Source organism: uncultured Mediterranea sp., assembly GCF_902493215.1.
Classification (GTDB): domain Bacteria; phylum Bacteroidota; class Bacteroidia; order Bacteroidales; family Bacteroidaceae; genus Bacteroides.
In genome coordinates this window covers 112,132-137,387 of the sequence record NZ_CABUOL010000003.1, presented here as the reverse complement: position 1 = coordinate 137,387, position 25,256 = coordinate 112,132, and the positions used below count along the sequence as shown (strand labels likewise).

Annotated in this window: 18 protein-coding genes; 6 read left to right on the top strand and 12 right to left on the bottom strand. The window is 49.7% G+C overall.

Translation table 11 applies throughout. The annotated features are described in order from the left end of the window. Positions 1-100: 100 nt before the first annotated feature. The gene (locus RDO88_RS03010) at positions 101-850 is read left to right on the top strand and encodes a response regulator (RefSeq protein WP_307757949.1); all 750 of its coding nucleotides are present in this window, start codon (positions 101-103) and stop codon (positions 848-850) included. Between the two features lie 157 nt (positions 851-1,007). Here the strand turns inward: RDO88_RS03010 and RDO88_RS03005 are convergent, their stop codons facing one another. The 6 genes from RDO88_RS03005 to rplU all read right to left on the bottom strand — a co-directional run bounded on the left by RDO88_RS03005 (position 1,008) and on the right by rplU (position 7,682). After that, entirely contained in the window at positions 1,008-1,367 is a 360-nt protein-coding gene (locus RDO88_RS03005) for a hypothetical protein (RefSeq protein ID WP_307757948.1), read from the bottom strand. Positions 1,368-1,761: 394 nt separating this feature from the next. Beyond that, on the bottom strand, positions 1,762-4,113 hold the full coding sequence (locus tag RDO88_RS03000) for a bifunctional dihydroorotate dehydrogenase B NAD binding subunit/NADPH-dependent glutamate synthase (RefSeq protein ID WP_307757947.1): 2,352 nt from the start codon (positions 4,111-4,113) through the stop codon (positions 1,762-1,764). A gap of 236 nt (positions 4,114-4,349) precedes the next feature. Continuing rightward, positions 4,350-5,561 carry a glucose/galactose MFS transporter gene (gluP, locus tag RDO88_RS02995; protein ID WP_307757946.1) on the bottom strand — a complete coding sequence of 404 codons (1,212 nt, stop codon included), beginning with the start codon at positions 5,559-5,561 and terminating at the stop codon, positions 4,350-4,352. Positions 5,562-5,664: 103 nt separating this feature from the next. After that, complete coding sequence (gene serS / locus RDO88_RS02990; protein ID WP_307757945.1) at positions 5,665-6,939, bottom strand: serine--tRNA ligase; 1,275 nt, start codon at positions 6,937-6,939, stop codon at positions 5,665-5,667. Positions 6,940-7,070: 131 nt separating this feature from the next. Then, complete coding sequence (rpmA, locus tag RDO88_RS02985) at positions 7,071-7,340, bottom strand: 50S ribosomal protein L27 (RefSeq protein WP_307757944.1); 270 nt, start codon at positions 7,338-7,340, stop codon at positions 7,071-7,073. A gap of 24 nt (positions 7,341-7,364) precedes the next feature. Next, positions 7,365-7,682: a 50S ribosomal protein L21 gene (gene rplU / locus RDO88_RS02980; protein ID WP_288315946.1), complete on the bottom strand. Its 318-nt coding sequence runs from the start codon at positions 7,680-7,682 to the stop codon at positions 7,365-7,367. A 322-nt stretch (positions 7,683-8,004) separates the two neighbouring features. Here rplU and RDO88_RS02975 point away from each other — a divergent pair, with 322 nt between their 5' ends. The 5 genes from RDO88_RS02975 to RDO88_RS02955 all read left to right on the top strand — a co-directional run bounded on the left by RDO88_RS02975 (position 8,005) and on the right by RDO88_RS02955 (position 16,775). Further along, positions 8,005-10,137: a cation:proton antiporter gene (locus tag RDO88_RS02975; protein ID WP_307757943.1), complete on the top strand. Its 2,133-nt coding sequence runs from the start codon at positions 8,005-8,007 to the stop codon at positions 10,135-10,137. Between the two features lie 232 nt (positions 10,138-10,369). Beyond that, positions 10,370-11,440 (top strand): DUF1573 domain-containing protein, encoded by a 1,071-nt coding sequence (locus tag RDO88_RS02970; protein ID WP_307757942.1) that lies wholly within the window; start codon positions 10,370-10,372, stop codon positions 11,438-11,440. 2 nt (positions 11,441-11,442) lie between these two features. Further along, positions 11,443-12,552, top strand: a complete 1,110-nt coding sequence (gene meaB / locus RDO88_RS02965) for a methylmalonyl Co-A mutase-associated GTPase MeaB (RefSeq protein ID WP_307757941.1) — start codon at positions 11,443-11,445, stop codon at positions 12,550-12,552. A gap of 220 nt (positions 12,553-12,772) precedes the next feature. Next, positions 12,773-15,472 (top strand): TonB-dependent receptor domain-containing protein, encoded by a 2,700-nt coding sequence (locus RDO88_RS02960; RefSeq protein WP_307757940.1) that lies wholly within the window; start codon positions 12,773-12,775, stop codon positions 15,470-15,472. A 151-nt stretch (positions 15,473-15,623) separates the two neighbouring features. After that, positions 15,624-16,775 carry a hypothetical protein gene (locus RDO88_RS02955; RefSeq protein ID WP_307757939.1) on the top strand — a complete coding sequence of 384 codons (1,152 nt, stop codon included), beginning with the start codon at positions 15,624-15,626 and terminating at the stop codon, positions 16,773-16,775. A 243-nt stretch (positions 16,776-17,018) separates the two neighbouring features. On the opposite strand, the gene RDO88_RS02950 is transcribed toward RDO88_RS02955, so the two are convergent. From RDO88_RS02950 to RDO88_RS02925, 6 genes are all read right to left on the bottom strand, one after another. After that, on the bottom strand, positions 17,019-18,275 hold the full coding sequence (locus RDO88_RS02950; protein ID WP_307757938.1) for a mechanosensitive ion channel domain-containing protein: 1,257 nt from the start codon (positions 18,273-18,275) through the stop codon (positions 17,019-17,021). A gap of 12 nt (positions 18,276-18,287) precedes the next feature. Beyond that, the gene (locus RDO88_RS02945; RefSeq protein WP_307757937.1) at positions 18,288-19,286 is read right to left on the bottom strand and encodes a DUF4435 domain-containing protein; all 999 of its coding nucleotides are present in this window, start codon (positions 19,284-19,286) and stop codon (positions 18,288-18,290) included. 56 nt (positions 19,287-19,342) lie between these two features. Continuing rightward, positions 19,343-20,197 carry an AAA family ATPase gene (locus RDO88_RS02940; RefSeq protein WP_307757936.1) on the bottom strand — a complete coding sequence of 285 codons (855 nt, stop codon included), beginning with the start codon at positions 20,195-20,197 and terminating at the stop codon, positions 19,343-19,345. 254 nt (positions 20,198-20,451) lie between these two features. Continuing rightward, the gene (locus RDO88_RS02935; RefSeq protein ID WP_307757935.1) at positions 20,452-22,128 is read right to left on the bottom strand and encodes an AlwI family type II restriction endonuclease; all 1,677 of its coding nucleotides are present in this window, start codon (positions 22,126-22,128) and stop codon (positions 20,452-20,454) included. After that, a complete protein-coding gene (locus tag RDO88_RS02930) occupies positions 22,112-23,077 on the bottom strand; it encodes a Dam family site-specific DNA-(adenine-N6)-methyltransferase (protein WP_307757934.1) in 966 nt (321 codons plus the stop codon). Before RDO88_RS02930 ends, RDO88_RS02935 begins: the two co-directional genes overlap by 17 nt. A 342-nt stretch (positions 23,078-23,419) precedes the next feature. Further along, a complete protein-coding gene (locus tag RDO88_RS02925) occupies positions 23,420-24,715 on the bottom strand; it encodes a DUF3472 domain-containing protein (RefSeq protein ID WP_307757933.1) in 1,296 nt (431 codons plus the stop codon). Between the last annotated feature and the right edge of the window lie 541 nt (positions 24,716-25,256).

Genomic DNA, 25,256 nt, shown 5'->3' with positions numbered 1-25,256 from the left:
TAGTATCGATTTATCGCATAATAGTACAAAGTATTTGTTTTGATTTTTGTTTGCGATTGATATTTTGCATATATTCGCTAGCGAAAACAAACAATGATGCATGTATACGTACAAGGTAATAATAGTAGATGACGACGAAATTGCAGCTGAGAATCTTGCGTTTGAATTGAAGGCAAGACCCGAGTTCTCGGTAGAGGGGGTGGCAAGGAATGCCCGGTCGGCCAAGAAACTGATCGGCAAGGTCCAGCCGGAACTCCTGTTTCTGGATGTCGAAATGCCTGATATGACAGGGATGGAACTGTTGCAGGACATTCGGGACAACATTGTTTGGAATATGAAGGTTGTATTCTATACGGCCTACGACAAATACATGATACAGGCTATCCGTGAGTCGGCATTCGACTATCTCCTGAAACCTTTCCAGCATCAGGACCTGGAAGACATTCTGAAGCGTTTCCTGCAGCAGATCGAGAAAGGGCAGCGTTATATCCCTGCTCCTGCGCCAGTCTCTGTGGGTGAAACTTTCATTGTCTATACGCCGACCAACGACATGCGGGTGTTACGCACTTCTGAAATCGGTTTTTTCCGTTATTCTTCCGATCGCAAATTGTGGGAGGTCATTCTGAACAATGAACCGCCTTTGACACTGAGAAGAGGAATGACGGCCGAACAGATTGTACGCAGTCTGCCTAAGTTTATCCAGATTCATCAGTCCTATATCATCAACATTGATTATCTGATGTTGATTAAGGACAATCATTGCCTGCTTTATCCGCCATTCGACCGGGTGACGGAATTGCTCATTTCCAAAAAATATAAAAAAGAATTGCAGGACCGTTTTTGCTTGTGAAAGTGAAGAGTCCGTTATCAATATTGGTTAGGGAGTCTCATCGCCGTTACCAAGGGCGGTGCTGACAAAAAAAAGAAAGCGTTGGTCTTTTCCAGCGCTTTCTTGATTTATAGTCAGTTAATGTAATGTTTGTGTTCAGAAAATCCTTCTTATCTTCTTATTTGATGTCAATGCCTTTGTTGCGTAATGTGACGTTCAATACCTTTGTGTAGTCGGCATACTGCTTGGCGTCCAATGTCTTTTTCATCAACTTCAGATTGCTGTATACAGCATTGCGCAGCAGTTCTTCACGATTCTTTTTGGAAGTAGTGGCACGTGCCATTTCCTTGTCGAAGTATTCGCAGATATTGGCTACTTCCTGATGTTGTTTGGCGTCCAGGTTCAGATACTTGCTCAGCTTGGCTACGTTGGTGGTACTTTCCCATTTGGCTGTTTCGCTTACAGGTTGGTTACCTGCTGCAAAAGTTGCAGCTGTCAGGCAGAATGCTGCCGCTAATGTTAATCCTAAACGTTTCATAATCTTTCCTCTTTTGTTAATCCTAAAAACTAATCTTTAAATCTCTAATACCTATTGAGACTATAACCGGTTGTCGGTCTCTTTCTTTTTACCGGTGCAAATATATGGCTATGTTTTATAACATAAAAGCAAAATGATGGGATTTTGCTTGTTGAACTGTCATTTCTTGACCTGTATCAAGTTTTGGCTGTTATTTTATAGGGAAATATACATATTTTGTAATATGTTTGTAATGTTGTTCTTCGTATTTCTGTCATTTTGATTTTGGCTGAGGCTGGCAGTAGGCTACAGGGAAGGGTATAAAACAGAAGCTGTACCAAAACCGGAGAGCATTGTTGCACTTTGCTTCTTCGACTTTGATACAGCTTGCTGTGGGTATGAGGGGTTGTGGATTTTAACGCTTCAGTTGCTGATGCATGGATGCGGCTGCACGTCGTCCGTCGCCCATGGCGAGGATGACGGTAGCGCCGCCGCGCACAATGTCACCACCTGCATAAATGGTGGGGATGCTGCTCTGCATCTGTTCGTTGACGGCGATGGTGTTCTTGCGACCCAGCTCCAGTCCTTTGACGGATTTGGGCACGATGGGGTTGGGCGATACACCTACGGCTACTACAGCCATGTCGATATCGAGTGTGACGGTAGCACCGGGGATGGGCACAGGACTGCGTCGTCCGCTGGCATCGGGTTCACCCAGCTCCATTTGCTGGAGGATGACCTGCTTGACGGCTCCCTTCTCGTCGGCGATGTATTCGAGCGGATTGTGCAGGGTCAGGAATTCGATGCCTTCTTCCTTGGCGTGCTTCACTTCCTCCAGTCGGGCGGGCATTTCGGCCTCGCTGCGACGATAGACGATGTATACTTTCTCGGCGCCCAGGCGTTTGGCTGTACGGCAGGAGTCCATGGCTGTGTTTCCTCCACCTACCACCATAACGCGTTTGGCGGGGTTGATGGGGGTGTCGGTCTCGGGGTTGGAGGCGTCCATCAGGTTGACGCGTGTCAGGTACTCGTTGCTCGACATGATGTTCACGCAGTTCTCGCCGGGGATATTCATGAAGTTGGGCAGGCCGGCACCCGAGGCGATGAACACGCCTTTGTAGCCTTCCTTCTGGAGCTCTTCCACACTTTCGGTCTTACCGATGATGCAGTCCTTGACGAACCTCACGCCCATCTTCTCGAGGTTGTTGATTTCCACGTCCACAATCTTGTTGGGCAGGCGGAATTCGGGAATACCATATTTCAGTACACCGCCAATTTCGTGCAGGGCTTCGAAGACGGTGACATCATAACCATACTTCACCATGTCGCCTGCAAAGCTCAGGCCGGCAGGGCCTGAACCTACGACGGCCACCTTGATGCCGTTCTTGGGAGCCAGTTCGGGCAGGATGATGTTGCCGCTCTCGCGTTCATAGTCGGCCACGAAGCGTTCCAGGTTACCGATGGCCACGGCGGGTTCGTTCATCTTCAGGTGGATACACTGGCTTTCGCACTGCTTCTCCTGCGGGCAGACGCGTCCGCAGACGGCGGGTAGGGATGAGGTATGCTTCAATACACGGGCGGCTTCGAGGAACTCACCACGCTCCACATTCTTGATGAACGAGGGAATGTTGATGCTGACGGGGCAGCCTTGCATACACGTCGGGTTGGCGCAGTCCAGGCAACGCTTGGCTTCGGTCATGGCCTGTTCTCTGGTATAGCCTGTGTTCACTTCTTCCGTGCGGGTTGTGGCACGATAGACGGGGTTGAGTTCGTTCATCGGGCAGCGGGCAATGGCAGTACGTTCCTTCGGCTTCATGCTCTTGCGCAGGGCCTCACGCCAGGGAGCTTTGCGGTCGAGGAGTTCTTCCATCGGGGTGTTGGATGTCATGGCTCTTTCTGTGGTAGCCGTTTCGGCCGATGCTTCCTCTTGTGGTGTGGCATGGCAGACTGATGCTTCCAGATGACTCATCTCTTCGCGCTCCACGTCCTTGAACGATCCCATGCGCTTGAACATTTCGTCCCATTCCACCTGATGGCCGTCGAATTCAGGACCGTCCACGCAGACGAACTTCGTCTTTCCGCCCACAGTGATGCGACAGGCACCACACATGCCCGTTCCGTCCACCATGATGGTGTTCAGCGACACGTCTGTCGGAATGTTGTATTTTTGGGTGAGCAGGCAGCAGAATTTCATCATGATGGCAGGGCCGATGGCGAAACATTTGTCCACCTTTTCGCGCTTGATGACGCTCTCGATGCCTTCGGTTACGAGGCCTTTGTTGCCATACGAGCCGTCGTCGGTCATGATGATAACCTCGTCCGACGATTTCCGCACTTCATTTTCGAGGATAATCAAGTCCTTGGTGCGGCCGGCCAGAACAGAAATCACGCGGTTGCCGGCCTCCTTCAATGCCTGGATTATGGGCAGCATCGGTGCGACACCCACACCGCCGCCGGCACATACAACCGTACCGAAGTTTTCAATATGGGTAGCCTGTCCCAGCGGACCTACCACGTCGAGTATATAGTCTCCTTCGCTCAACTGGCATAACTTGGTGGACGAGAGACCTACTTCCTGTACCACCAGCGTGATGGTACCTTTCTGTACGTCGGCTCCGGCAATGGTCAGCGGCATACGTTCGCCTTTGGCGTCCACACGTACGATGACGAAGTGACCTGCCTTGCGCGAACGGGCGATGAGCGGGGCTTCCACTTCGAACTTGAACACTTTTTCTGAAAATTGTTCTTTGCTAATGATTTTGTTCATTATCCACTAATTTTGTTTGTATAATTACGTAATTGCTTTCAGATTGATAGTTTTGCAAAGATACGGCTTATTTGTTAAAATCAAAGAAAGAAGGGAAAGAAAGTTTGAGGAAGGGGAGTTGTGGAGGGGATGAGGAATTAAAAAGTTAAGGAGTTAAGCCAATGCCTTGGTATGTGAAAAAACGACATTGGGCTTAACTCCTTAACTTCTGTTTTCAGAATTCTAAAATCTGAATCTTACTTCGTGCGGATCTTATATCCTGATACTCCATAATAGAGGATAAACAGGAAGCACGGCAGGCAGAGCCAATAGGCTTGCTGGGGGCTGGTCACGTCTTTCAGCCATCCGTAGAGAGTGGGGATGACGGCACCACCGAACATGGCCATAATGAGCAGTGACGAGCCAGCCTTTGTAAATTTACCCAAATCGGCCATAGCCAGTGGCCACAGGGCGGGCCACATCAATGAACATCCCAGTGCCATGAACGAGATAAAATAAATGGAGATGTTCTGAGGAGTCAGTACCACGAGCAACGAACCGATAACGGCCAGGATGGAGCAAATCTTCAATGCAGCGGCCTGGCTGATGTATTTCGGAATGAAAATGATACCGCAAATGTAACCGATGACAATGCCGATGGGGGCAATCCATGCATAATTGGCAGCACCTTCAAGGCCCAGAGAGTTGGCATAGTCTACCAATGTACCCAGTGAGACGGTTTCAACGCCCACGTAGAGGAACAAGGCTAGGCAACCAAGCAGCAGGTGAGGGAACTGGAAAACAGATGTTTTACTAGCTGCATAGCTGGAAGCACTGGATGAAGTATCTTCCTCGTCCTCACCTTCGGCCTTCACTTCGGGCAGGGGAGCAAAGAAAGCCATGATGCCCAGGGCTACGAAAGCACAGATGATGATGATGAACGGCTTGTTCAGATCTTCAATACCAATGAGGTTCACGTCCTTGCCCAGCAACCAAACGATGAAGATGGACGGGATGGGCCATGCCAACTTGTTGCAGATACCCATGATGCTGATACGCTTGGCTGCACTTTCCAGCGGGCCCAGGATGGTGATGTAGGGATTGACAGAGGCCTGCAGATAAGCGTTGGCAGCACCGCTGATGAATGATGCAAGCAGGAAAAGGCTGAAACTTTTGTAGTCGGCCGAGAGAATGAACAAATAAAATGCCACGGCAAAGATGATGAACGAGAGCGACATGGTACGCTTGTAACCGATGGCCTTGATGGTCAGTCCGGCAGGATAACCGAATACAAGGAAAGGAATAAACGTTGCGGCAATGATCAGATAGGAAGCAGCATTCGAGATGCCCAGTGATCCTTGCAGAACAGGTACAAGCAGTGAATTGATGCCCAGCGCGAAGCCGATGGCAAAGAACATGATGCCGATGAAGGTCAGCGGCAATGCGAAACTTTTGTTATTTGCATTCATGATGAATAGATTGTTTGGGTTAGAATTATTTGAATTGCTAATAGAGAATTGAAAATGGAGAATGAATTGCCATTCTTCCATTTTCAATTCTCATTTTTCCTTATTAATCAATCATGTCGAAGCCGCAGTAGGGCACCAGTGCCTTGGGGATGCGGATACCTTCGGGCGTCTGGTTGTTCTCCAGCAGGGCGGCCACGATGCGCGGCAGGGCCAGTGCGGAGCCGTTCAGCGTGTGGCAAAGCTCGGTCTTTTTCTCGGCTGTGCGGTAGCGGCACTTCAGGCGGTTGGCCTGATAGGTATCGAAGTTGGATACGGAGCTTACTTCCAACCAGCGTTTCTGTGCTTCGCTATATACTTCGAAGTCGTAGCAGATGGCGGCCGTGAAGCTCATGTCGCCACCACAGAGGCGCAGGATGCGGTAGGGCAACTCCAACTTCTGGAGCAGGCCTTCCACGTGGTCAAGCATTTCCTGATGGCTCTGCTTGGAGTGTTCGGGCTTGTCGATGCGCACCAACTCCACTTTCGAGAACTCGTGCAGACGGTTCAGGCCACGTACATCCTTACCGTAGGAGCCTGCCTCGCGGCGGAAACACTCGGTATAGGCGCAGTTCTTGATGGGGAGCTGCTTCTCGTCGAGGATGACGTCGCGGTAGATGTTCGTCACAGGCACTTCGGCCGTGGGGATGAGGTAGAGGTCGTCTACTTCGCAATGGTACATCTGTCCTTCCTTGTCGGGCAACTGGCCTGTGCCGTAGCCCGAAGCGGCATTCACCACTGTAGGCGGCATGATCTCGGTATAACCCGATGCACGAGCTTCGTCAAGGAAGAAGTTGATGAGGGCACGTTGCAGGCGGGCACCCTTTCCTTTATAGACAGGGAAACCTGCGCCGGTAATCTTCACGCCGAGGTCGAAGTCGATGATGTCATACTTCTTTGCCAGTTCCCAGTGGGGCAGGGCGTCCTTGGGCAGCTCGGTTTCCATACCGCCCATTTTCACCACGAGGTTGTCTTCGGCCGTAGCACCTTCGGGCACTTCGTCGTAGGGCACGTTGGGGATGGTGTAGAGTAGTTGTTGCAGGTCCTGAGCGGCCTGGTCCATATCTGCCTGCAAGGTCTTGTTGGCTTCCTTCAGTTCGCCTACGCGAGCTTTGGCGGTTTCGGCCTCGTCCTTCTTGCCTTCCTTCATCAGCTGGCCGATGGACTTGGACAGGGTGTTCACCTCGGCGAGGTTGTTATCGAGTAAAGTTTGTGTACTTCTACGTTTGTTGTTCAGAGCCAATACTTGTTCGATGGCTTCCTTGGCATTCTTGAAATGCTTCTTCTCCAGTCCGCGTACTACCGCGTCTGTGTTTTCGGTGATTTGTTTGATGGTAAGCATATCTTGTTCGGTTAAGAATTATTTCTTTGTTTTCGTGCGGCAAAGGTAACTCATTCTTTCCTAAAAAGAAAGGGATGCAACCGTTTTTTCGATTGCATCCCTCGGGTCTTTTCTTGTTATGTTGCAAAAACTTATGCTTCTGCGCTTTCTACAGGAACTACAGATACGTAGCGTCTGTCTTCGCGACCTACCTTGAACTGTACTGTTCCGTCTACCAAGGCGTAGAGAGTGTGGTCACTACCCATACCGATGTTCTTGCCCGGATGGAATTCTGTACCTCTCTGACGAACGATGATGTTGCCTGCCTTGCAAGCTTCGCCACCGAATATCTTAACGCCTAATCTCTTACTTGCTGATTCACGGCCGTTCTTAGAACTACCAACACCTTTTTTATGTGCCATTTCTTCTTACTGTTTTTAGATTGATTAAGCTACTACTTCTTTGATGTTCAACTCCGTAAACTGCTGACGGTGACCGTTCAGCTTACGATAGCCTTTTCTTCTCTTCTTGTGGAAAACGAGCACTTTGTCGCCCTTTACCAGCGGAGATACCACTTCGCAAACTACTTTGGCACCTTCTACGGTAGGCAGGCCTACTGTTACGTTTCCGTCTTTGTCTACCAAAAGAACTTTTTCAAATTCTACTGTTGCACCAGCTTCTGCGTTCTGAATGTGGTGAACGAACAGCTTCTTGCCAGCTTCTGCCTTGAACTGCTGGCCGTTGATTTCTACAATTGCGTACATTTCTTATATATAATGTATAAGTTAGCTCCGTCGGGTGGTCTCCAATCACTTGGAAAGCTCTTTGTCGGACCCGGTGCGGAATAATCGGGCACAAAAGTACTGCTTTTGTTCGAGACGTGCAAATGTTTTCGTAATTATTTCCGCTTCTTTTTCAATGACATAATTGTCGTTGTCGGCTTCTCGGCTTTCTTTTTCTTGATTGTCGCATAAGGCAGGAAATGCCTTCGTGTGGAAAGGTGGAAAACTTCCTTTTCTGCTTTGTGCTTCTCTCAGTTTGTATTATCTTTGCAAGAGTTAACTTTTTATTGTGATATTGGGTCCTATGGAAGAATTTGCCTTGCTTATGCCTTTGTTGCTGGCTATCGGAGGTCTGGTGGTCGGTGCTTTGCTGAAGTCTTTGTTGCGCCGTTCGCGCGTGCCTTATACGGTGGCCTTGTTTGCCTTCGGTTTGCTGGTGGGGCTGGCCGACCGCTATGGATTGTTTCATTCTCTGCCGCAGGTGGAGGAAGCGCTGACGGGGGTGGCCAATATCAATCCCGACTTTATCCTTTACATCTTCCTGCCCGTGTTGATATTCGATGCGGCCTATGAACTGAACCTGCATATTTTCAAGAAGACGCTGGCCAACGCTACGCTGCTGGCCGTGCCGGGGCTCATTGTCTGCATGTTGCTTACGGCCCTGCTGCTGATGGGGATTTGCGCCGTGGTGCCCGGCTATGGGGAGTGGACGTGGGCCTTTGCGCTGATGTTCGGCGCTTTGATCAGTGCTACCGACCCTGTGGCGGTGGTAGCTCTGCTTCACGAACTGAAGACGAGCAAGCGCTTTTCGACGCTGGTCGATGCCGAGTCGTTGCTCAACGACGGCACGGGCATCGTCTGTTTCATGCTCTTTTTCGGTGTCTATACCGTGGCAGGACAGAGCGAGGTGTCGCCTGTCGTGCAGTTCTTCCAGGTGGTGGCGGGCGGTGTGCTGCTGGGCTTTATGGCCGCACGGCTGGTCATCTGGTTCATTACGCGCATCAACTCCGAGACGCTTATCCAAAACAGTGCCATCATCTTTTCGGCCTATCTGGTGTTCATCCTGTCGCAATATTACCTGGGCTTGTCGGGCGTCATTGCGCTGGTGGCTTTCGGATTGACCATTTCCTATGTGGGCAAACCCCGCCTGAAACCGCAGGTCAACGAGTTTATGGAGAGCTTCTGGGACCTGCTGACCTATATGGCCAATACGCTGGTGTTCATCATCGTGGGTGTGGTCATTGCCGTCAAGGTAGACTTCACGTGGTCGCACTTCGGCGTGCTGCTGCTCATCTACGTGGGATTGAACCTCTTCCGCTTTGCCATGATCATGCTGCTCTATCCGCTGATGAAGCGGTTGGGTTACGGATTGAGCAAGCGGGAGTCGGTTATCCTTACTTGGGGCGGCTTGAGAGGGGCGCTGGGCATGACGCTGGCCTTGATGGTGTCCTACACGCCCGCCATCCCCGAGGAGATACGCAGCCAGATTCTGTTCTTCACGGCAGGCATCGTGACGCTTACGCTTTGTGTCAATGCCACCACTACACGCTGGCTGCTCCTCAAGTTGGGCCTGATTCATGTACCTTCGGCTCGGGTACTGATGGAGCGTCGGGTGCAGGAGCGCATCCACGAGAGTGCCGAGAAATATTTTGAACGCCTGCGAAGCCGCGAACCTTTGGCCGGAGCCAATTGGGAGAAAGTGGCCGGCTATGTGGCTCTTCCGCCTGAAGCGGGGCCATTGTCTGTAGCCCGTTCGCAAGATGTATTGGCCGAGCTGCGTCTGCGGGTGCTCGACCGTGAAAAGGCTTTCAGCCGTGAAATCTACGACGAGGGCATCATTTCGCAGACAGCTTTCCGCCGCCTGATGAACTCACTCGACGAGCTTTACGACCACGACGGCGCCTGGGCGTTGGACGTGCGTCACTCCATTTTTGACTTCTGCGGGCGTACGCGTGCCCTCTACCGCATGCAGAAGTTGCCCTACTTCAGCCGTTGGACGGGCTTTTATTTCCGAGAGCGCATCATGGTCATCTACGACCTGGGGCGCGGCTTCATCATCCTGCAACGCGAGGATCTGAAGCTGCTCGACGAACTGGCCTCTTCGGGAGTCGTACAGGCCGACCAGCTCGGACTTCTGCAGACGCTCCGTCAGGAAGTGGAGCACAACATCGCGAGCATGAACCGTGTCATCGAGCGTTTGTCGGCCGACTTCCCCAAGGCCTACAACCATGCCCTGACGCAGAAAGCCATCCGCATGGTACTGAGCAACGAACGCCGTACCATCCGCCAGATGCAGGCCGACGGCGTGCTCTCCGACAAGGATGCGGCCCGTTATTTTGCCCGAGTCGACGAACGTAGCGATGAGGTCAACTCCTTTACGCATACCATTCCCGCTTCCATCCTGCGCTGGTTCTTCCTGCACCGTCGGCGGAAGTAGGAGTGATGGTTTCCTTCGTGGCAGGTTCGGGTGGAGAAAGCATTGTTTTCTTCTCCCTGAAACAATGCTTTTCGGAGGCGAAAGCAATGCTTTCCTTTCAGGCGGCCGCAAGGCGGGCAGGAGGGAGTGGCAGGCTGTTGAATCTAAATCTTGCCTAAAATGTGTGACGGCGGGTGTTTCTTCGGCCCGAAATTTGTACATTTGCGGCAATAATCAAGATAATGATCTACGGATGAAAAGAATATTTTCCCTGATAGCCCTTTGTACGGGTCTTGTGGCAGGTGCCGCAGGACAGGCACGCTTCACGTCGAGTACCCAGATGCAACATTTGGGACAGATTGAGTGGAAGCATCCCGTCACGGTGCAATATACCATTACCAATACAGGCGACGAGCCTCTTGTCCTGAGCGAAGTGGAGCCCGACTGCGCCTGTACGGATGCCCGATGGACACAGACACCTATCGCCCCCGGCGGAAAAGGAACGGTAGACGTAACTTTCGATGCCAAGGCTTTGGGCCGTTTTCAGAAGTCGGTGGCCATTTTTACCAATGCGGCTCCACATGTGGTGTATCTGAAGTTCGACGGCGAAGTGGTGACCGAAATCACTGACTTTACCCGTACGCATCCTTATCAGATAGGACAGATACGCATCGACAAGAACGAAATAGATTTTCCCGACATACAACGCGGCGAACATCCCGTGATGTACCTCAGCGTAGTGAACCTTTCCGACAAGGCCTACGAGCCAGTGCTGATGCATCTGCCTCCTTATCTGGAGATGGAGTGCGAGCCCGAAGTCCTGCAACAGGGCGAGCGGGGTACTGTCAAGCTGACGTTGAATTCCGAAAAGCTGGCCGATTTGGGCTTGACCCAGTCGTCAGTCTACCTGTCACGCTTCTTGGGCGATAAGGTAGGGGAGGAGAACGAAATACCTGTTTCGGCCATCCTTTTGCCCGATTTCTCCAACTTGACGGAAGCCGAGCGTCTGAATGCACCTGTCATCAGCCTTTCGGCCGACAGCATCGACTTGAGCAAGACGCTGGCTCACAAGAAACGGGCGCATCAGGACATCGTGCTGACTAATACAGGTCGCTCTTCTTTGCAGATCAGTAAGTTGCAGGTATTCCATCCGGCTGTCAACGTCCGTCTGAAGAAGACGCGCTTGGCTCCGGGCGAATCGACCCGTCTGCGGGTGTCAGTCACCAAGCGGAACATCGGCAAGCATCGCCGCCACTTGCGTCTGTTGTTGATAACCAACGACCCGACCCATCCGAAAGTAACCATCAACATTAAAGCCAAATAACTATGGAACATCCCGAAAACAATGAAGCCTATAAGGGCTTGACCGTCAATGCCGGCGTTGAGCAACCGTCATCCGTAAATCCTTATCTGAAGGACCGTCCACGCCGCAAGAAGCGTGAACTCTCCGTAGCCGAATATGTGGATGGCATCGTAGGAGGCGATGTAACCATTCTCAGTCAGGCCGTTACGTTGGTCGAGAGTGTGAAGCCCGAACATCAGGCCGTGGCACAGGAAGTCATTGAGAAGTGTCTGCCCTATTCGGGAAGCTCTGTCCGCATAGGCATCAGTGGTGTGCCTGGCGCAGGCAAGAGTACTTCAATTGATGTTTTCGGTCTCCATGTGCTCGAACAGTATGGTGGTAAGTTGGCGGTTTTAGCCATCGACCCCAGCAGTGAGCGTAGCAAGGGCAGTATCTTGGGCGACAAGACCCGTATGGAGAAACTTTCCGTGCATCCCAAGTCGTTTATCCGCCCCAGTCCTTCGGCAGGTTCGCTGGGAGGTGTGGCGCGCAAGACGCGTGAGACCATTATCCTCTGCGAGGCGGCAGGCTTCGACAAGATTTTTGTCGAGACCGTCGGTGTAGGACAGAGCGAGACGGCTGTTCACTCCATGGTCGATTTCTTCCTGCTCATCCAGCTGGCCGGTACGGGCGACGAATTGCAGGGCATCAAGCGTGGCATCATGGAAATGGCCGACGGCATTGTCATCAACAAGGCCGACGGCGACAATGTGGAGCGTGCCCGTCTGGCCGCCGCACAGTTCCGCAATGCGCTCCATCTGTTCCCGGCTCCCGAGAGTGGCTGGACACCCCAGGTACTTACCTATTCGGGCTTCTATAATATAGGAGTAAAAGAAATCTGGGACATGGTCTATCAGTATATCGACTTTGTGAAGGCCAACGGTTATTTCGATTACCGTCGCAACGAACAAAGCAAATATTGGATGTACGAGAGCATCAACGAACACCTGAAAGACAGTTTCTATCACAATCCGAAAATCCAGTCGATGCTGGCCGACCGTGAGCAGCAGGTGTTGCAGGGCAATCTTACCTCGTTTGTTGCCGCCAAATCGTTGCTCGACACCTATTTCGAGGACTTGCGGAAAACTCTTTAACAGGGACGAAACAAACCATACATGAGTCGTATACTGATGTGGCATGAGTCGTATAGTCATGGTACATCAGTATACGACTCATCTTATATAGGTGTTTGAGGGGTTCAGACGGGTTTGTAATACGCCCGTAACTTTTCCGAAACAGACTTGTACACACAGCGCAACACGCATGTAACCCCATCTCCTCATCTTTGCAGCGGAAAAAAGAAACGTTTAAAAGATGAGTATGAAAACAGATTTGGGAAAAATTCTCTTCCTTATTTTGTTCCTTACCCTTTCTGCCATGACTGCCTTGGCAGGTAACATCAAAGGAACCATTACAGACAAACAGACAAAAGAACCGCTGACCGGAGCTACCGTACAGATAGCCGGAAGCACCCAAGGTGCCGTGGCCGACATTGACGGCAACTATACACTCAACGTGCCCGACGGCGTGTACGATCTCGTGGTGCGCTACGTGGGCTATGTGGATATCAACGCCAGCCAGGTAAAGGTAAAGGGCGAAACGGTTCTGAACTTCGAGATGGATACGGATGCCCAGACCTTGAGTGAGGTATCTGTCGTGGCCAAAAAGAATCTGGAAGGCGAACGTGCCCTGCAGGTCGAGCGACAGAAAGCTACACTGGCCATTGAGAATCTGGGTGCCAAAGAGATGAGTCTAAAGGGCATCGGCAACGTACAGGAGGGTGTGAAACAGATTACAGGTATCTCCATCGCCGAATCAGGACAGCTCATTGTTCGTGGATTGGGCGACCGCTACAGCTCCACCACACTGAACGGACTTCCCATCGCCTCACCCAATCCCGACAACAAGCTTATTCCGCTCGATCTCTTCCCCTCGAGTACGATACAGAACATCACCGTCAGTAAGGTCTATGATGCCAGTGCTTTTGCCGACTATAGCGGTGCACACATTGATATCAGTACGAAGGAGAACGTAACGGACGAATTCCTGACCGCCAGCTTCAATGTTGGAGGACGGTTCAATACCCTGGGACGCGACTTCTACCAGATGGACCGCGACGGTACGCTCTTCAAGACGCCCTCGCTCGACGAAAAGATATACGACATGCCGCTGCTGGACTTCGACGAATATGTAACACAACACAACATCTTCAATACCACTTTCGATGTGGACAAGCGTACAGCCCTGCCCGAATTCGGAGGTAACCTGGGCTTCGGACGCAACTTCGCCGTGGGCGAACAGACCTTGAGTGTACTGGGTTCTTTCAGCCTCAGTAACGAAACCCAACGGATGGACGATGCCTTCTACAAGACACTCGAAGCCACAGGCAACGTACAGAACGACTTCACCTACGACGAATACACCTCTACACTGAAAATGGCAGCTCTGGCATCCGTGGGCTATACCCTGCGCCAGCACGACCGTATCGGCTATACCTTCTTCTATGCCCGCAATGCCAGCGACTCCTATCAGAACCGCGAAGGTGTGGACGCCGAAGGGCATAATCTGTGGGGCAGCAACGACATCACCCACATCTATACCCTGCAAAACCATCAGCTGAACGGTTATCATGAACTGGGCAGCCAATGGGAACTGAACTGGGCAGGCTCCTATGGCAAGACGGGCAGTGAAGAACCCGACCGCCGACAGGTGATGTTCACCAAGGACGATGACGGCAACCTGCAGCTCTTCAAGCTGAACCGCCAGGAAACCATGCGCTACTTCGGCGAACTGAACGAAGAGGAATGGGTGGGCAACCTCGACCTGAAGTACAACTGGACGGAACAGAACTTTATTAAGATGGGTGTGGCCTACAAGAACAAGGACCGCGACTATATGGGTACCCGTTTCTACTACAACGTGAACAAGCTGAACCCCACCATCGACAACATTTACGACACCGACGGCTTCCTCAATCAGGAGAATGTGGAGAACGGCAGCATCGTCATCGAACGCAAGATGCAGCCCCACGATACCTACCGCGCCGGTATGGACATCTATGCGGGCTACATCCAGACGGACTTCTATCCGCTCAGCTCCCTGCTCGTCAACGTGGGCCTTCGCTATGAGCTGACCAAGCAATGGGTGGAATACGCCATCGAAGGTGACCAGAAGTACCAGCGCCGCCGCGACCTGAACAAGAACGACTTCTTCCCCACCGTCAATCTGAAATACACCATGAACGAGCGGAACAACCTGCGTATGTCGCTCTCGCGCACCGTGACCCGCCCTTCGTTCATCGAGATGGCTCCCTTCCTCTATCAGGAATCCTACGGTTCGGCACAGATCCGCGGTAACGAGGAGCTGCAGAACGGCTACAACTACAACTTCGACCTGCGCTACGAACGCTTCGGCCAGAACGGCGACATGCTTTCGGCCACGGTTTACTACAAATTCCTCGACAACCCCATCGAACGTATCCAGAAGCTGCAGGGCGGAGCCACCATGCACTCTTTCCAGAATGCCGACCAGGGTATGGCGACGGGCGTGGAGCTCGAATTCCGCAAACAGCTGGTACGCGACCTGCGCCTGGGTGCCAACGTCTCCTATATGTACACCAACGTGAAACTGCCCGAAGGCGGTGCCTACACCAACAAGGACCGCTCGTTGCAAGGAGCCTCGCCCATCCTGCTGAATGCCGACCTTACTTACTCGCCCCGCTTCGATGAAGAACGTCAGCTCAACCTGTCGCTCCTCTACAACCTGCAGGGCAAGCGCATCCATGCGGTCGGCGTGTCACAGCTGGGCGATATCGACCAGATGGCTGTCCATACGCTGAACTTCAATGCCAGCTACAGCTTCAACCGTCACTTCAGTGCCCGCCTCCAGGTAAGCGATCTGCTGAACCGGGCAGTGGTCTTCAAACAGGAAGTACCCAAGACTGGCGAATACGTCGAAGTGGAACGTTTCAAGGAAGGTACGGCCTTCGAAGTAGGCGTCAGCTACAATTTTTAATGAAACAACGACTGTATCAGCAGTTTACTACGGATAAACCGACAGTTTACTACGGATAAACCAAGAGTTTACTGCTGTCCTTCAGCTATTTGAATGTAACACTATCAGTAAATATAAAACTTAAAAACTTAACCATTTAAAACTTTCAATTATGAACAGAAAATTGTTTTCAATGGCCCTTTTGGCCGGGATGACCCTTTTTGCTGCCTGCAGCGACGACGAGACAAACAACAACGGTGACAACGGCATTGCCGACGGTACAACCTTGAGCGGTACCATTACGGAAGATGTTACCTTGAAAGCCGGCAATACATACAAGCTGAGCGGTGCTTATACCGTAGAAGAAGGTGCTACACTGAACATCGAACAAGGCGTAAAGATTGTTTCGGTTTACGACGACAATGTGGACTACATCCTCATCAAGCAGGGAGGTAAAATCAATGCCAAAGGTACGGCAAACGCTCCCATCGTGATGACATCCGAAAAAGAAGAAGCCGGTGCCTGGGGTGGCATCCACATCTGTGGCCGCGCCCATACCAATGCCGAAGGCGGTAAGGGAAGCTCTGAAATCGGCGGTGCCGAATATGGTGGCAACGACGACAAGGACAACTCGGGTACCCTGCAATACGTACGCCTGGAATATACCGGCTATGCTTTCGATGAAGAACATGAAGCCAACGGCATCAGCTTCTATGGCGTGGGCAACGGTACGACGGTCGATCACTGTGTAGCCTACAAAGGTTCGGACGACGGTTTCGAATTCTTCGGCGGTTCGGTCAATGTCAGCAATATGGTTGTCATCAGCTGCAGCGACGACTCGTTCGACTGGACGGAAGGATGGAACGGAACAGCTACCGACCTCGTGGCCTATCAGGAAGCAGAAGCTACACTGGGTTATGACTGCGACTGTCTGATTGAGGCCGACAACAACGAAAATAACTACAGCGCAGCTCCCATCGCTCATCCTACGTTGAAGAACCTTATCCTGGTGGGTAACGGCGGTTCCAAACAGGGTGTACGTCTGCGCCGCGGCACACAGGTAACGATGGACAATGCTCAAATCTGCGGCAAAGGCAAGGCGCTGACTGTAGAAAGCACAGAAACAGAAACTGCCTTGACCGACGGAACTTCCAGCATCATCAATACGACCATTGCCAACAATGTGGACAGCGAAAAGGGTATCTACACCAACGATGTCTTTGCCGCAGGCGAAGGCAACGAAGTGGATGCCAACCTGAGCTACGCCTCACTAGCTGCCATCAAGGACGTATGCGACTGGATGCAGGGCAACTGGGTAAAATAATGATTCTTACTCTTTGAAATAACACACACTTTTTTCCTGAAGAGGGTGTGTCAAAATAGAGGTATCTGAGACTCTCCTCCTTCTGGAAGGAGGAGTACCCGATAGGGGGAGGGGGTAGGTGAATACATAATTCGTTGATTGATAACCTTTCGCGAAAACCTACCACCCCGCCCTTTGGGCACCCCTCCTTCCGGAAGGAGGGGAGTTAAAATTGTCTCACTTCATTTTGAACACCCTCTTCTGTCACTTCTCTGCCAATTTCTGGAAATCGGCTCCCGTCGGCGACTGGAAGACGCGGAGGTCGAACTCGGGTATAATGGCCAGCACATGGTCGAATACATCGGCCTGCACGCCCTCATAAGGTATCCAGTCTTTGATGGTCGAAAAGAAATAAAGTTCCACAGGCAGGCCGTGGTCGGTGGGTTGCAGGTGGCGCACCATGCAGTTCAGGTCCTTGTTCACCACAGGCAGGCTTTTGAGGTAGGCGGTGAGATAGGCGCGGAATACACCCAGATTGGTCTGCCGGCGGCCGTTTACCAGCACCTCGTTGTCGATGCCGTTTTCCTTGTTGTACGCATGTACCACGGCTTCCGTCTCGTCGATATAGTCTTTCAGCAATTGAATCTTGCGATACTTCTCCAGCATTTCGGGCGTACAGAAGCGTACGCTGGTCATGTCGATGTTGATGCTGCGCTTCACGCGTCGGCCGCCACTCTCGCGCATGCCGCGCCAGTTTTGGAAGGAATCACTTACCAGCAGGTAGGGCGGGATGGTGGTGATGGTGTTGTCGAAGTTACGCACCTTTACTGTGTTCAGCGTCACTTCGATAACCGTACCGTCGGCACCATATTGGGGCATCGTAATCCAGTCGCCCACCTTCAGCATGTCGTTGGCCGAGAGTTGCACACCGCTGACGAACCCCATGATGCTGTCCTTGAACACCAGCATCAGGATAGCGGCCGAAGCACCCAATCCGGCCAGCAGCGACAGCGGCGACTTGCCCAGCAGCTCAGCCACCACTACGATAATCCCGATGGTCCACAACGATACCTGCAACGTCTGGAGCAGACCTTTCAGCGGGCGGTCGCGCATGGATTCCTTCTCGCTATAGACCGCATAGGCTGCTTTCAGGAAGGCGTTGATGAAAAACAGGAACGAGAAGATGATAATGATGTAACACAGCCGTCGGATGAACCCCAGTGTCGCCGAGTCGGTGTCGGCAAAGACTATCGGTATGAACAGGTAGATGATGACCGGTGCCACCATGTGGCTGAGGTAAACCATCACGCTGCGGTCGAACAGGATGTCGTCCCATGAAGCCTTGGTCTTCTGTACCAGGCGGGCAATGGCCCGCAGCAGCACCCTGCGGCAGATGAAGTCGCCGGCAAAGGCTACGATCAGTACCAATATAAAAGCGATGAGCTGGTCGAACCAGTCGGCTGTAGTGGGACTCATGCCCCAATCTGTCAGTATTGTGTTAATTTGTTTCAGCAGTTCCATAAATCAAGTTCTTTATTTCATATCCAAAATATGTTTCACCGCTTCTCGCATCCATTGGTAGAGGTAGAGCCCCTTGTAGCCGTCGTTCTTCTTCAGCATCAGCTGGACGGCCGCCAGGCTGTTCTCGTAGCTGGTCAGTTCGTTGTGAAACTGTTCGTCGTGCACGGCCAGACGGCGTATTTCCTTTTCGCGTTCGCGGCGTAGCTGGTTGCAGACGGGGTTGAGCAACTTCATCACCACACAGTCCATCAGGTGATGCCCCTGTATATAGAGGTAAGTCGTGTCGGGCGTCAGGCCCAGCTGCGTCAGTTCCTCGCCCAGGGCATCGATGTGTTCGATGGTCTGCGGGAAACGCGTGCGCAGTTCAGACAGCTTCTTTTCCACTCGCCGCTGCATGTCGTCCAGGCATCGGTAAGGATGGTTCAGGCTGACGTCCTGAAGGCGGACGCAGGTGTTGAACTCATACATGGGGAAAGTATTGTTGTCGTGCTGGCGGTAGAACCAGATGTTCCACAAGAAGAGCGGATAGGCGATGCGCGAGTAGCGGCGCATGAATTCGGGAAAGTCCAGCAGATGGCGGTCGTTCAGCGTGGCCTGTACGCACACCTCGTGCAGGCTTTCGGCATAGCACAGGTAATTCTCGATGGCGTAGGCATAGGTTTGCAGCACGTATGGGTTCTGGTTGATGCGGCGCGACAGAACAGTGTTGCCCTGCATCAGGAAGTCGTAGTCACTGTCCACGCAGGCTATGAGGCTGCGTCCCAGCTCGTCAGCGTTCAGCGTGTTGAGCAAGACCGTTTTTTTCCCCTTCGACAGCGAAGTCTGCGAGGGGAGCATCACCTGGAAATAGTATTCGTCCGTCTCGAACTCGGAGAGCAGCGTGCGCCAGAAGGCCACGTCGTCGTAGCTTTCCACGTAGGCCACGATACGGCGGCGCTTCTTGCGTGGCGACAGGCGGTTGGCGGCATCCAGGTAGGCCGATGTCAGGTTTTGGCGTAAGGTGAGAGACATAATTTAATGGAGAATTGAGAATTGAGAATTGAAAATTGAGAATCGGAAACGGAGAATTAATTTTCCATTCTCCATTTTCCATTCTCCATTTCCTTTGTTATTTCGCTCACCTCCGTCACCGCGTCGAGCCAGCCTTCCATGATGACGGCGGGCGAATGGGTACTCAGGATGAGCTGCATGTCGGGGTTCAGGCGTCGGAGCATGCCGATGAGCTTCTGTTGCCAGTCGATGTGGAGCGAGGCTTCGGGCTCGTCGATGAAGAGTACGCTGTGCGTACCTTCGCGCACAAGCACGGTGAGCAGGATGATGAGCATCTGCTTCTCGCCCGACGACAGCTTGTAGGGCAGCAACCGTTCGCCATCCTGGTAGAAGGCGATATCGTTGCTCTTGCGGTCGATAGTCTTGCGTGTATATCCGAAGAGCTCGTCCACCATGTCCTGAAAGCGGCGTTTGGGCAGGGAGAGCTGTGGGGCACGGGCGCGTACCTCCGGGTCGTCACTGCCCAGCAGTTCAATCATCCGGTTGCCCACGTTCACCTGATAGTCCAGGTAGCGGCGTTGCAGCAGGTAGAGCTGCCAGTCCAGTTCGGAGTGCACATTGGGGTCGGCCATGTGTGCGGTGAAATCCCCCATGATGAGCGGGCGGTCGTAACTGCGGATTACGTCGTAGGGGATGTATGTCGCTTCCGGATTGTCGAAGAAAATGCGTACACCCGCCTGTTCGCCGTTCTTCATCTCGCCGCTCGTGTGGCGTTCCAGATAGCCCACAGAGCGGTTCAGGATGGTCGTTTTGCCCACACCGTTGATACCGGCCAGTATGTTGACGTCAGGTCGCAGGTCCCAGGCCACGTCGTAGCGGTTCCACAGGCCGCTTATCTCGATGCGTCGGATGTAGTTGGCTTGTATTTCCATATCGTTTGAACTTTTAGATAAGCAAACTTACGGAAAAAGTTTGGAAAAACCTTGGATTTTTACAGATAGTGTTGTTGCATAGTCTAAGAATTTAAAACAGATCCTCCTTGGAAAGGTTGTAATATTTTTATTAGTAATAAAGTCGTTAGTGAATATTATTGCTGACTGCCAATGCGCTAAAAACTATAGAGACGGCAACTGTACGGATGATAATTTTTTTACACTGTTAATAGGTGCCGACATTCTCTTGCACATCATCTTAACCAATTGATTGCCGATTTTTTAATTTCCTCAAACCATTGGTTTTCGTTCTCACAAGTTTCTACCAGTTCATTGGATCGTTCTAATAAACAGCGTACCTGGTGAGAATTCGGTGTATACTCAACTTTATAACTATCTTCTAACATTTTCTGGAAAACATTCAAGGGTAATGGTATTATTGTTGATTTTCCTCCATAATATGATATATTAAGTCGGTGTAGAGTATAGAAATGAGCAATGCATGCTTCATTTATCGTAGGAGCAATGAAAAGACAATAACAAGGTTTACCACTCGCTTTTTTAATTTTTCCTAAATGACGGCTTACAGGTTCACCCTCCATATCATATTGTTTTTGTCCACTTGCCAAAGTAACTTCAACAATGAGTATATAATCTCCGTAATCGCATACAATGTCAGCCATATTACCTTGGGCGGTGGAAAGTGGGTTCCCAAAATCATCAAAATTCAGATTCGCCTTGATATCTCCACCATCAAGCATCGTCATGGCACGCCAAGTATTCCATTCAAGCATCAATGGAGCATCATATAATTCTTTCCTTTCAATTTGCTTGAATGTATTTTGGATGTCATCATAAAGCTTGTAATCTTTTATTTCGACAACTTGTCTGCTCAATGTTTCAGCTTTCCTTTGTTCCGTCAGGTCTGCCAACAAATCTTTCAACTCTGATATTTCTGTTTTTGGGTTAATTTCAATCTGCGGGAATTCTGTATGTAGTTTTGCCACAAGTCTCTGCCTGTCATCTGTAAGTAATTGTGGTACTTCTGCATTTCCAAGATACTCAATGTAGTCTTCTTCGCTATCAATAAAACAAGGGTCGCGATCTATTGTCTGCAAGATATAATCAACATCCTCAATGCGTTCTGATACGATACTTAGCGATTTTCCAACGTGTGATACATTTACGAGGCCTGTCGCACGTAAATATCGAAAACAGGCATCTGCATAATCACGCATATTGCTTGATTGTGTTCTCAGGAAGTTATCCAATGATGTATCACTGCTTTCTCGTGTTTGAGTTTCTCCATTCATAATCCTCTCTTCGAAGATATGAGTAAGTTCGTTACGAAGATATTCAGCCTTAAATGTCCTATAACTTCCTTGATTCCTAACTTTTGCAATACGAAATTCTTCTATCTTCTGAACTATGTCATTAAATTTACGCCAATCCGTAAGTTGCATTCCAAATATCTGCAACTCATCAAATTTTAATGTACCCATAGTACGTACAAGTCGCAATATCTCCAAATAAGGTTTTACCCAAAAAAGGGCAGCTTTTGCAGTCGGTTTATGATAAGGCGACGGTACTTGAAATTTCAGCATTTGCCGGAGAAACACTTCTTCTTTCCGCTTTGAGGTAAGTAAAGTTATACCTGCTGGAGTAATAGAAATGCGAGGTGATAAAACAACAAAACCAAGAGATTTCGGAGCACGGTTTATTCTATCACGTGCACTAAATGCCGGATCTTTTTCCCCTTCTCCATTAAAGAATTGTTCATCACGCAAAATACTCATGAAAGCACTCTGCGTTTCATTATTCCAACGACTACCTGTAAAATGTTCAACAAGTAATCCAATTTCTGGTATCATCTTCTCTGGTGTACGAGGAGATGTTGTCAGAAATAATAATTGACTATCTATTCTTGCCATAAGGTTGCCTTGCTTCAAATAATCTTAATTGAGCTGTTTCTGGCTCGTTATATACGGCATATTGCGATGCGCAAATATGTATATTGTCCCAGCATTTTCGATAATTTGCTACAACAATATGCTTGGCAGCAGCTTTAAATCGGTTTCGGATATTGACGGCATAGTTTTTTTTATATTCATCTATTATATACCCCTTATACAATTCTTCCGTTAACGGAGTATATCCAATAACCATTAATGCTTTACAGGGAAGATTAGCAAAATCATTTGCTAATTTTCTATGACTTTCTTCGTTAAAACCATCTTTGTATTCTTCATTTCCATAATCCGAGAAAATACAATCATAAGGAGGATCAAGAAAAACAAAATCATCATCCTTGCACATATTGAACACTTCGCTATAATCTGTATTGAGTATTTCTGCACGTTGCAACAATTTACTATGCGACAAAGTGATGGACTTCGTGTTAAGATGCATATACCGTCCGAAGGGAACGTTGAATTCCCCTTTGGCATTATAGCGTATCATCCCTGAGTATGCTGTTTTGTTAATGTAATAATAGAGCAACGCATCCGAATAAGATTTATCCACAGTCCCATTAAACATTGCTCGGAGAAGATAATAAAAATCTTCATTCTTATCTTTAACCCGTTCATTAGGATGTAATGCCTTTAATGCATCAAACTCATTTCTATTATTAGTATATAACAATTCTATTTCATCAAGTTCTCTTCGCAAATTAGAGTAGTCATCTCTTACTCCACGATAAAACGTCATTAACTTCGTATTTATATCATTGATAATGGCTTGTCGGGGCTCAAGATGAAAGAATAACGCTCCACCTCCAAAAAAAGGTTCAATGTAACGTCCTGTAAATCGAGGAATATGCCACATGATATTAGGAATTTCCTTTGATTTACCGCCCCTGTATTTTATCATTGGTTTCATTTAATTCTTCTAAATCTAATTCATGTTTGCAAAAATACAAAATATCCTGAGAAATGATGTATGAACTATCGTAAGTTTTGTATTTCAACTATTTCATATAAAAATGATATAGCAGTACAAATACCGCTCCATTAAGAGGGTGTGTCAAAATAAAAATGTATAATCAAAATGCAATGTCATCTTGAACAAAGCGAAGAATCTCAATACACAATAACTGCTTTCGAGAATCTTCGCTTTGCTCAGAATGACAAAATGTTAGTTCTTATTTATTTTGAGCATCTTGGCTTTAATTATGCCGTCTGTCTCGCTCGCCCCGATTCCGAAGTGAGCGTAATGATGTATTTATTTCGTTTTTCCAAGTTCTTCCAGGGCCTGCCAATCGATCTGTGGGGGCTGTGTGGTATCATAAGCAGGCAGAGGGAAGCGTGTACCGGCTTGGACATTCTCGTTGAAAAAACCGCCCATTTTCAGGAACAGGGCCTTTCCGTCGGCAGTTTGTCCACCCGCATAGTCCAGACGCACACCTGCTTGTGCTGTGCCGTCGTTGGTAAAGGTTGCATGCAAGGGGCGCACCCATCGGCCGTCCTTAGTGCGTGCCCATTGGTTTTTAAATTGCACCTTACGAGTCAGATAGCCTTGTTCCGGATTGAAGTTTTCCAGGAAAGAATGGGGACGGGTGTACCATGTGTCGGTTTGTGGACGCAGGAACTCTGCAATCAGACGCCACTCTTCTTCCTCCGTGGCATAGAAGTAGGCCGTGTATATCGTGTTGCCCTTTCCGTCGGGGCGTACATGCATCAGGAATGGGTATGTTGTACCTGCTTTCCACGGATAAATCATAAAACTTTGGCCTCCCGAACCCTCATTGCCAAACTCTCCGATTTTCACTCCATCGCCATGGCGCAGCATGCGTATACGCTGGTCTTCGGGAATGTTACGCGGGTCTTGTGTGTCAAACGGACTCCATACGGAAAAGAGGATGCGCCGTTCTGTCTTTGAGTTATATTGCATGCCAAAGTATCCTTCGCCAAAGCCTGCTGCCATATAGTAACTATGCATCACTTCGCCATCGTGTGGAACAGTTACCTCGTTATAGAACCATTCATAATCATTCCCCTCTGGAAGCCTATAGCCCAAGTGTACAGACGGACCGCGTCGTCCCCAGTAGTTGGAGAAGTCGTGCACACACGTTATGTGGCCATCTGCGTATGCAACCATCAGATTGGTAATGTTGGCAAAGTTCCCGCCATCGCGCTTCATTCCTTTGAGGTCCACTTGAACATAACCAGGCTTACGTATCTGGATTTTCATATTCCCGGCAATAGTCGGTTCGTCGCAATCGAACTTGATGTCCTGTTCCTTGCCGTTGCATGTCATACGCATAGTGGCGTGACCTGTGCCTTGGAGCGATAGTGTAATGGTCTGTGGCTTGTCAACATGAAAGTACGCACTGACAATGGTCTGGGAACTACTCCAGCTTTCCACACCCTTATCCGAAATATGAGCCTTATCAGCACGTTGGGTAACATAAGCATTGCCTGCCAAGGATACGGATTGCACCCGTGATTGTGCAAGAACTGTAATGCTTGTCAGTGAAAATAATACGGCCATGATGTGACCTAAAGTTAATCTATACATCTTTGTGGTACGATTTAATTAATGATATGGATTATTAGTTGAATTCGACTACCATCAATCAGTTCAGGCATCGTTTCATGACAAAAGTCGTGATAATCCTTGGAATCCGCAAGGATTTCTCTGGAAATCGTGTCGATATACTCGAAATATACTTCGTAGAAGTGCTGTTCTCAAGTTTTTAGGTCCAGCTCTTGACAGAAACAAATCTCCGCTATTACAATGCCGTCATCAGACAACTGTTGAATGGTTATTTATATTTACAATTAAGATGTGTCGTCCAATGCTTTCCCTGAAACGTTCCGTACCATGGTTTCAACCCTAACCCGCCTATGTTTCAAACATAAGGGTCGAATGTTTGAAACATAGACCCCTTAGGTTTGAAACATTCCATAGTTGGATTGTAGAACCTTTGGGATTGAGGTGAAACAGAATAAATCTGATTTTGATTAAAATACTTTACATTTGAGGAGCGGGCGGATTTTTGTACAATCCTTCTGTCTTTCTTGTAAAACGATGTCTGTCGCCGTAAGCGGAATCTGCA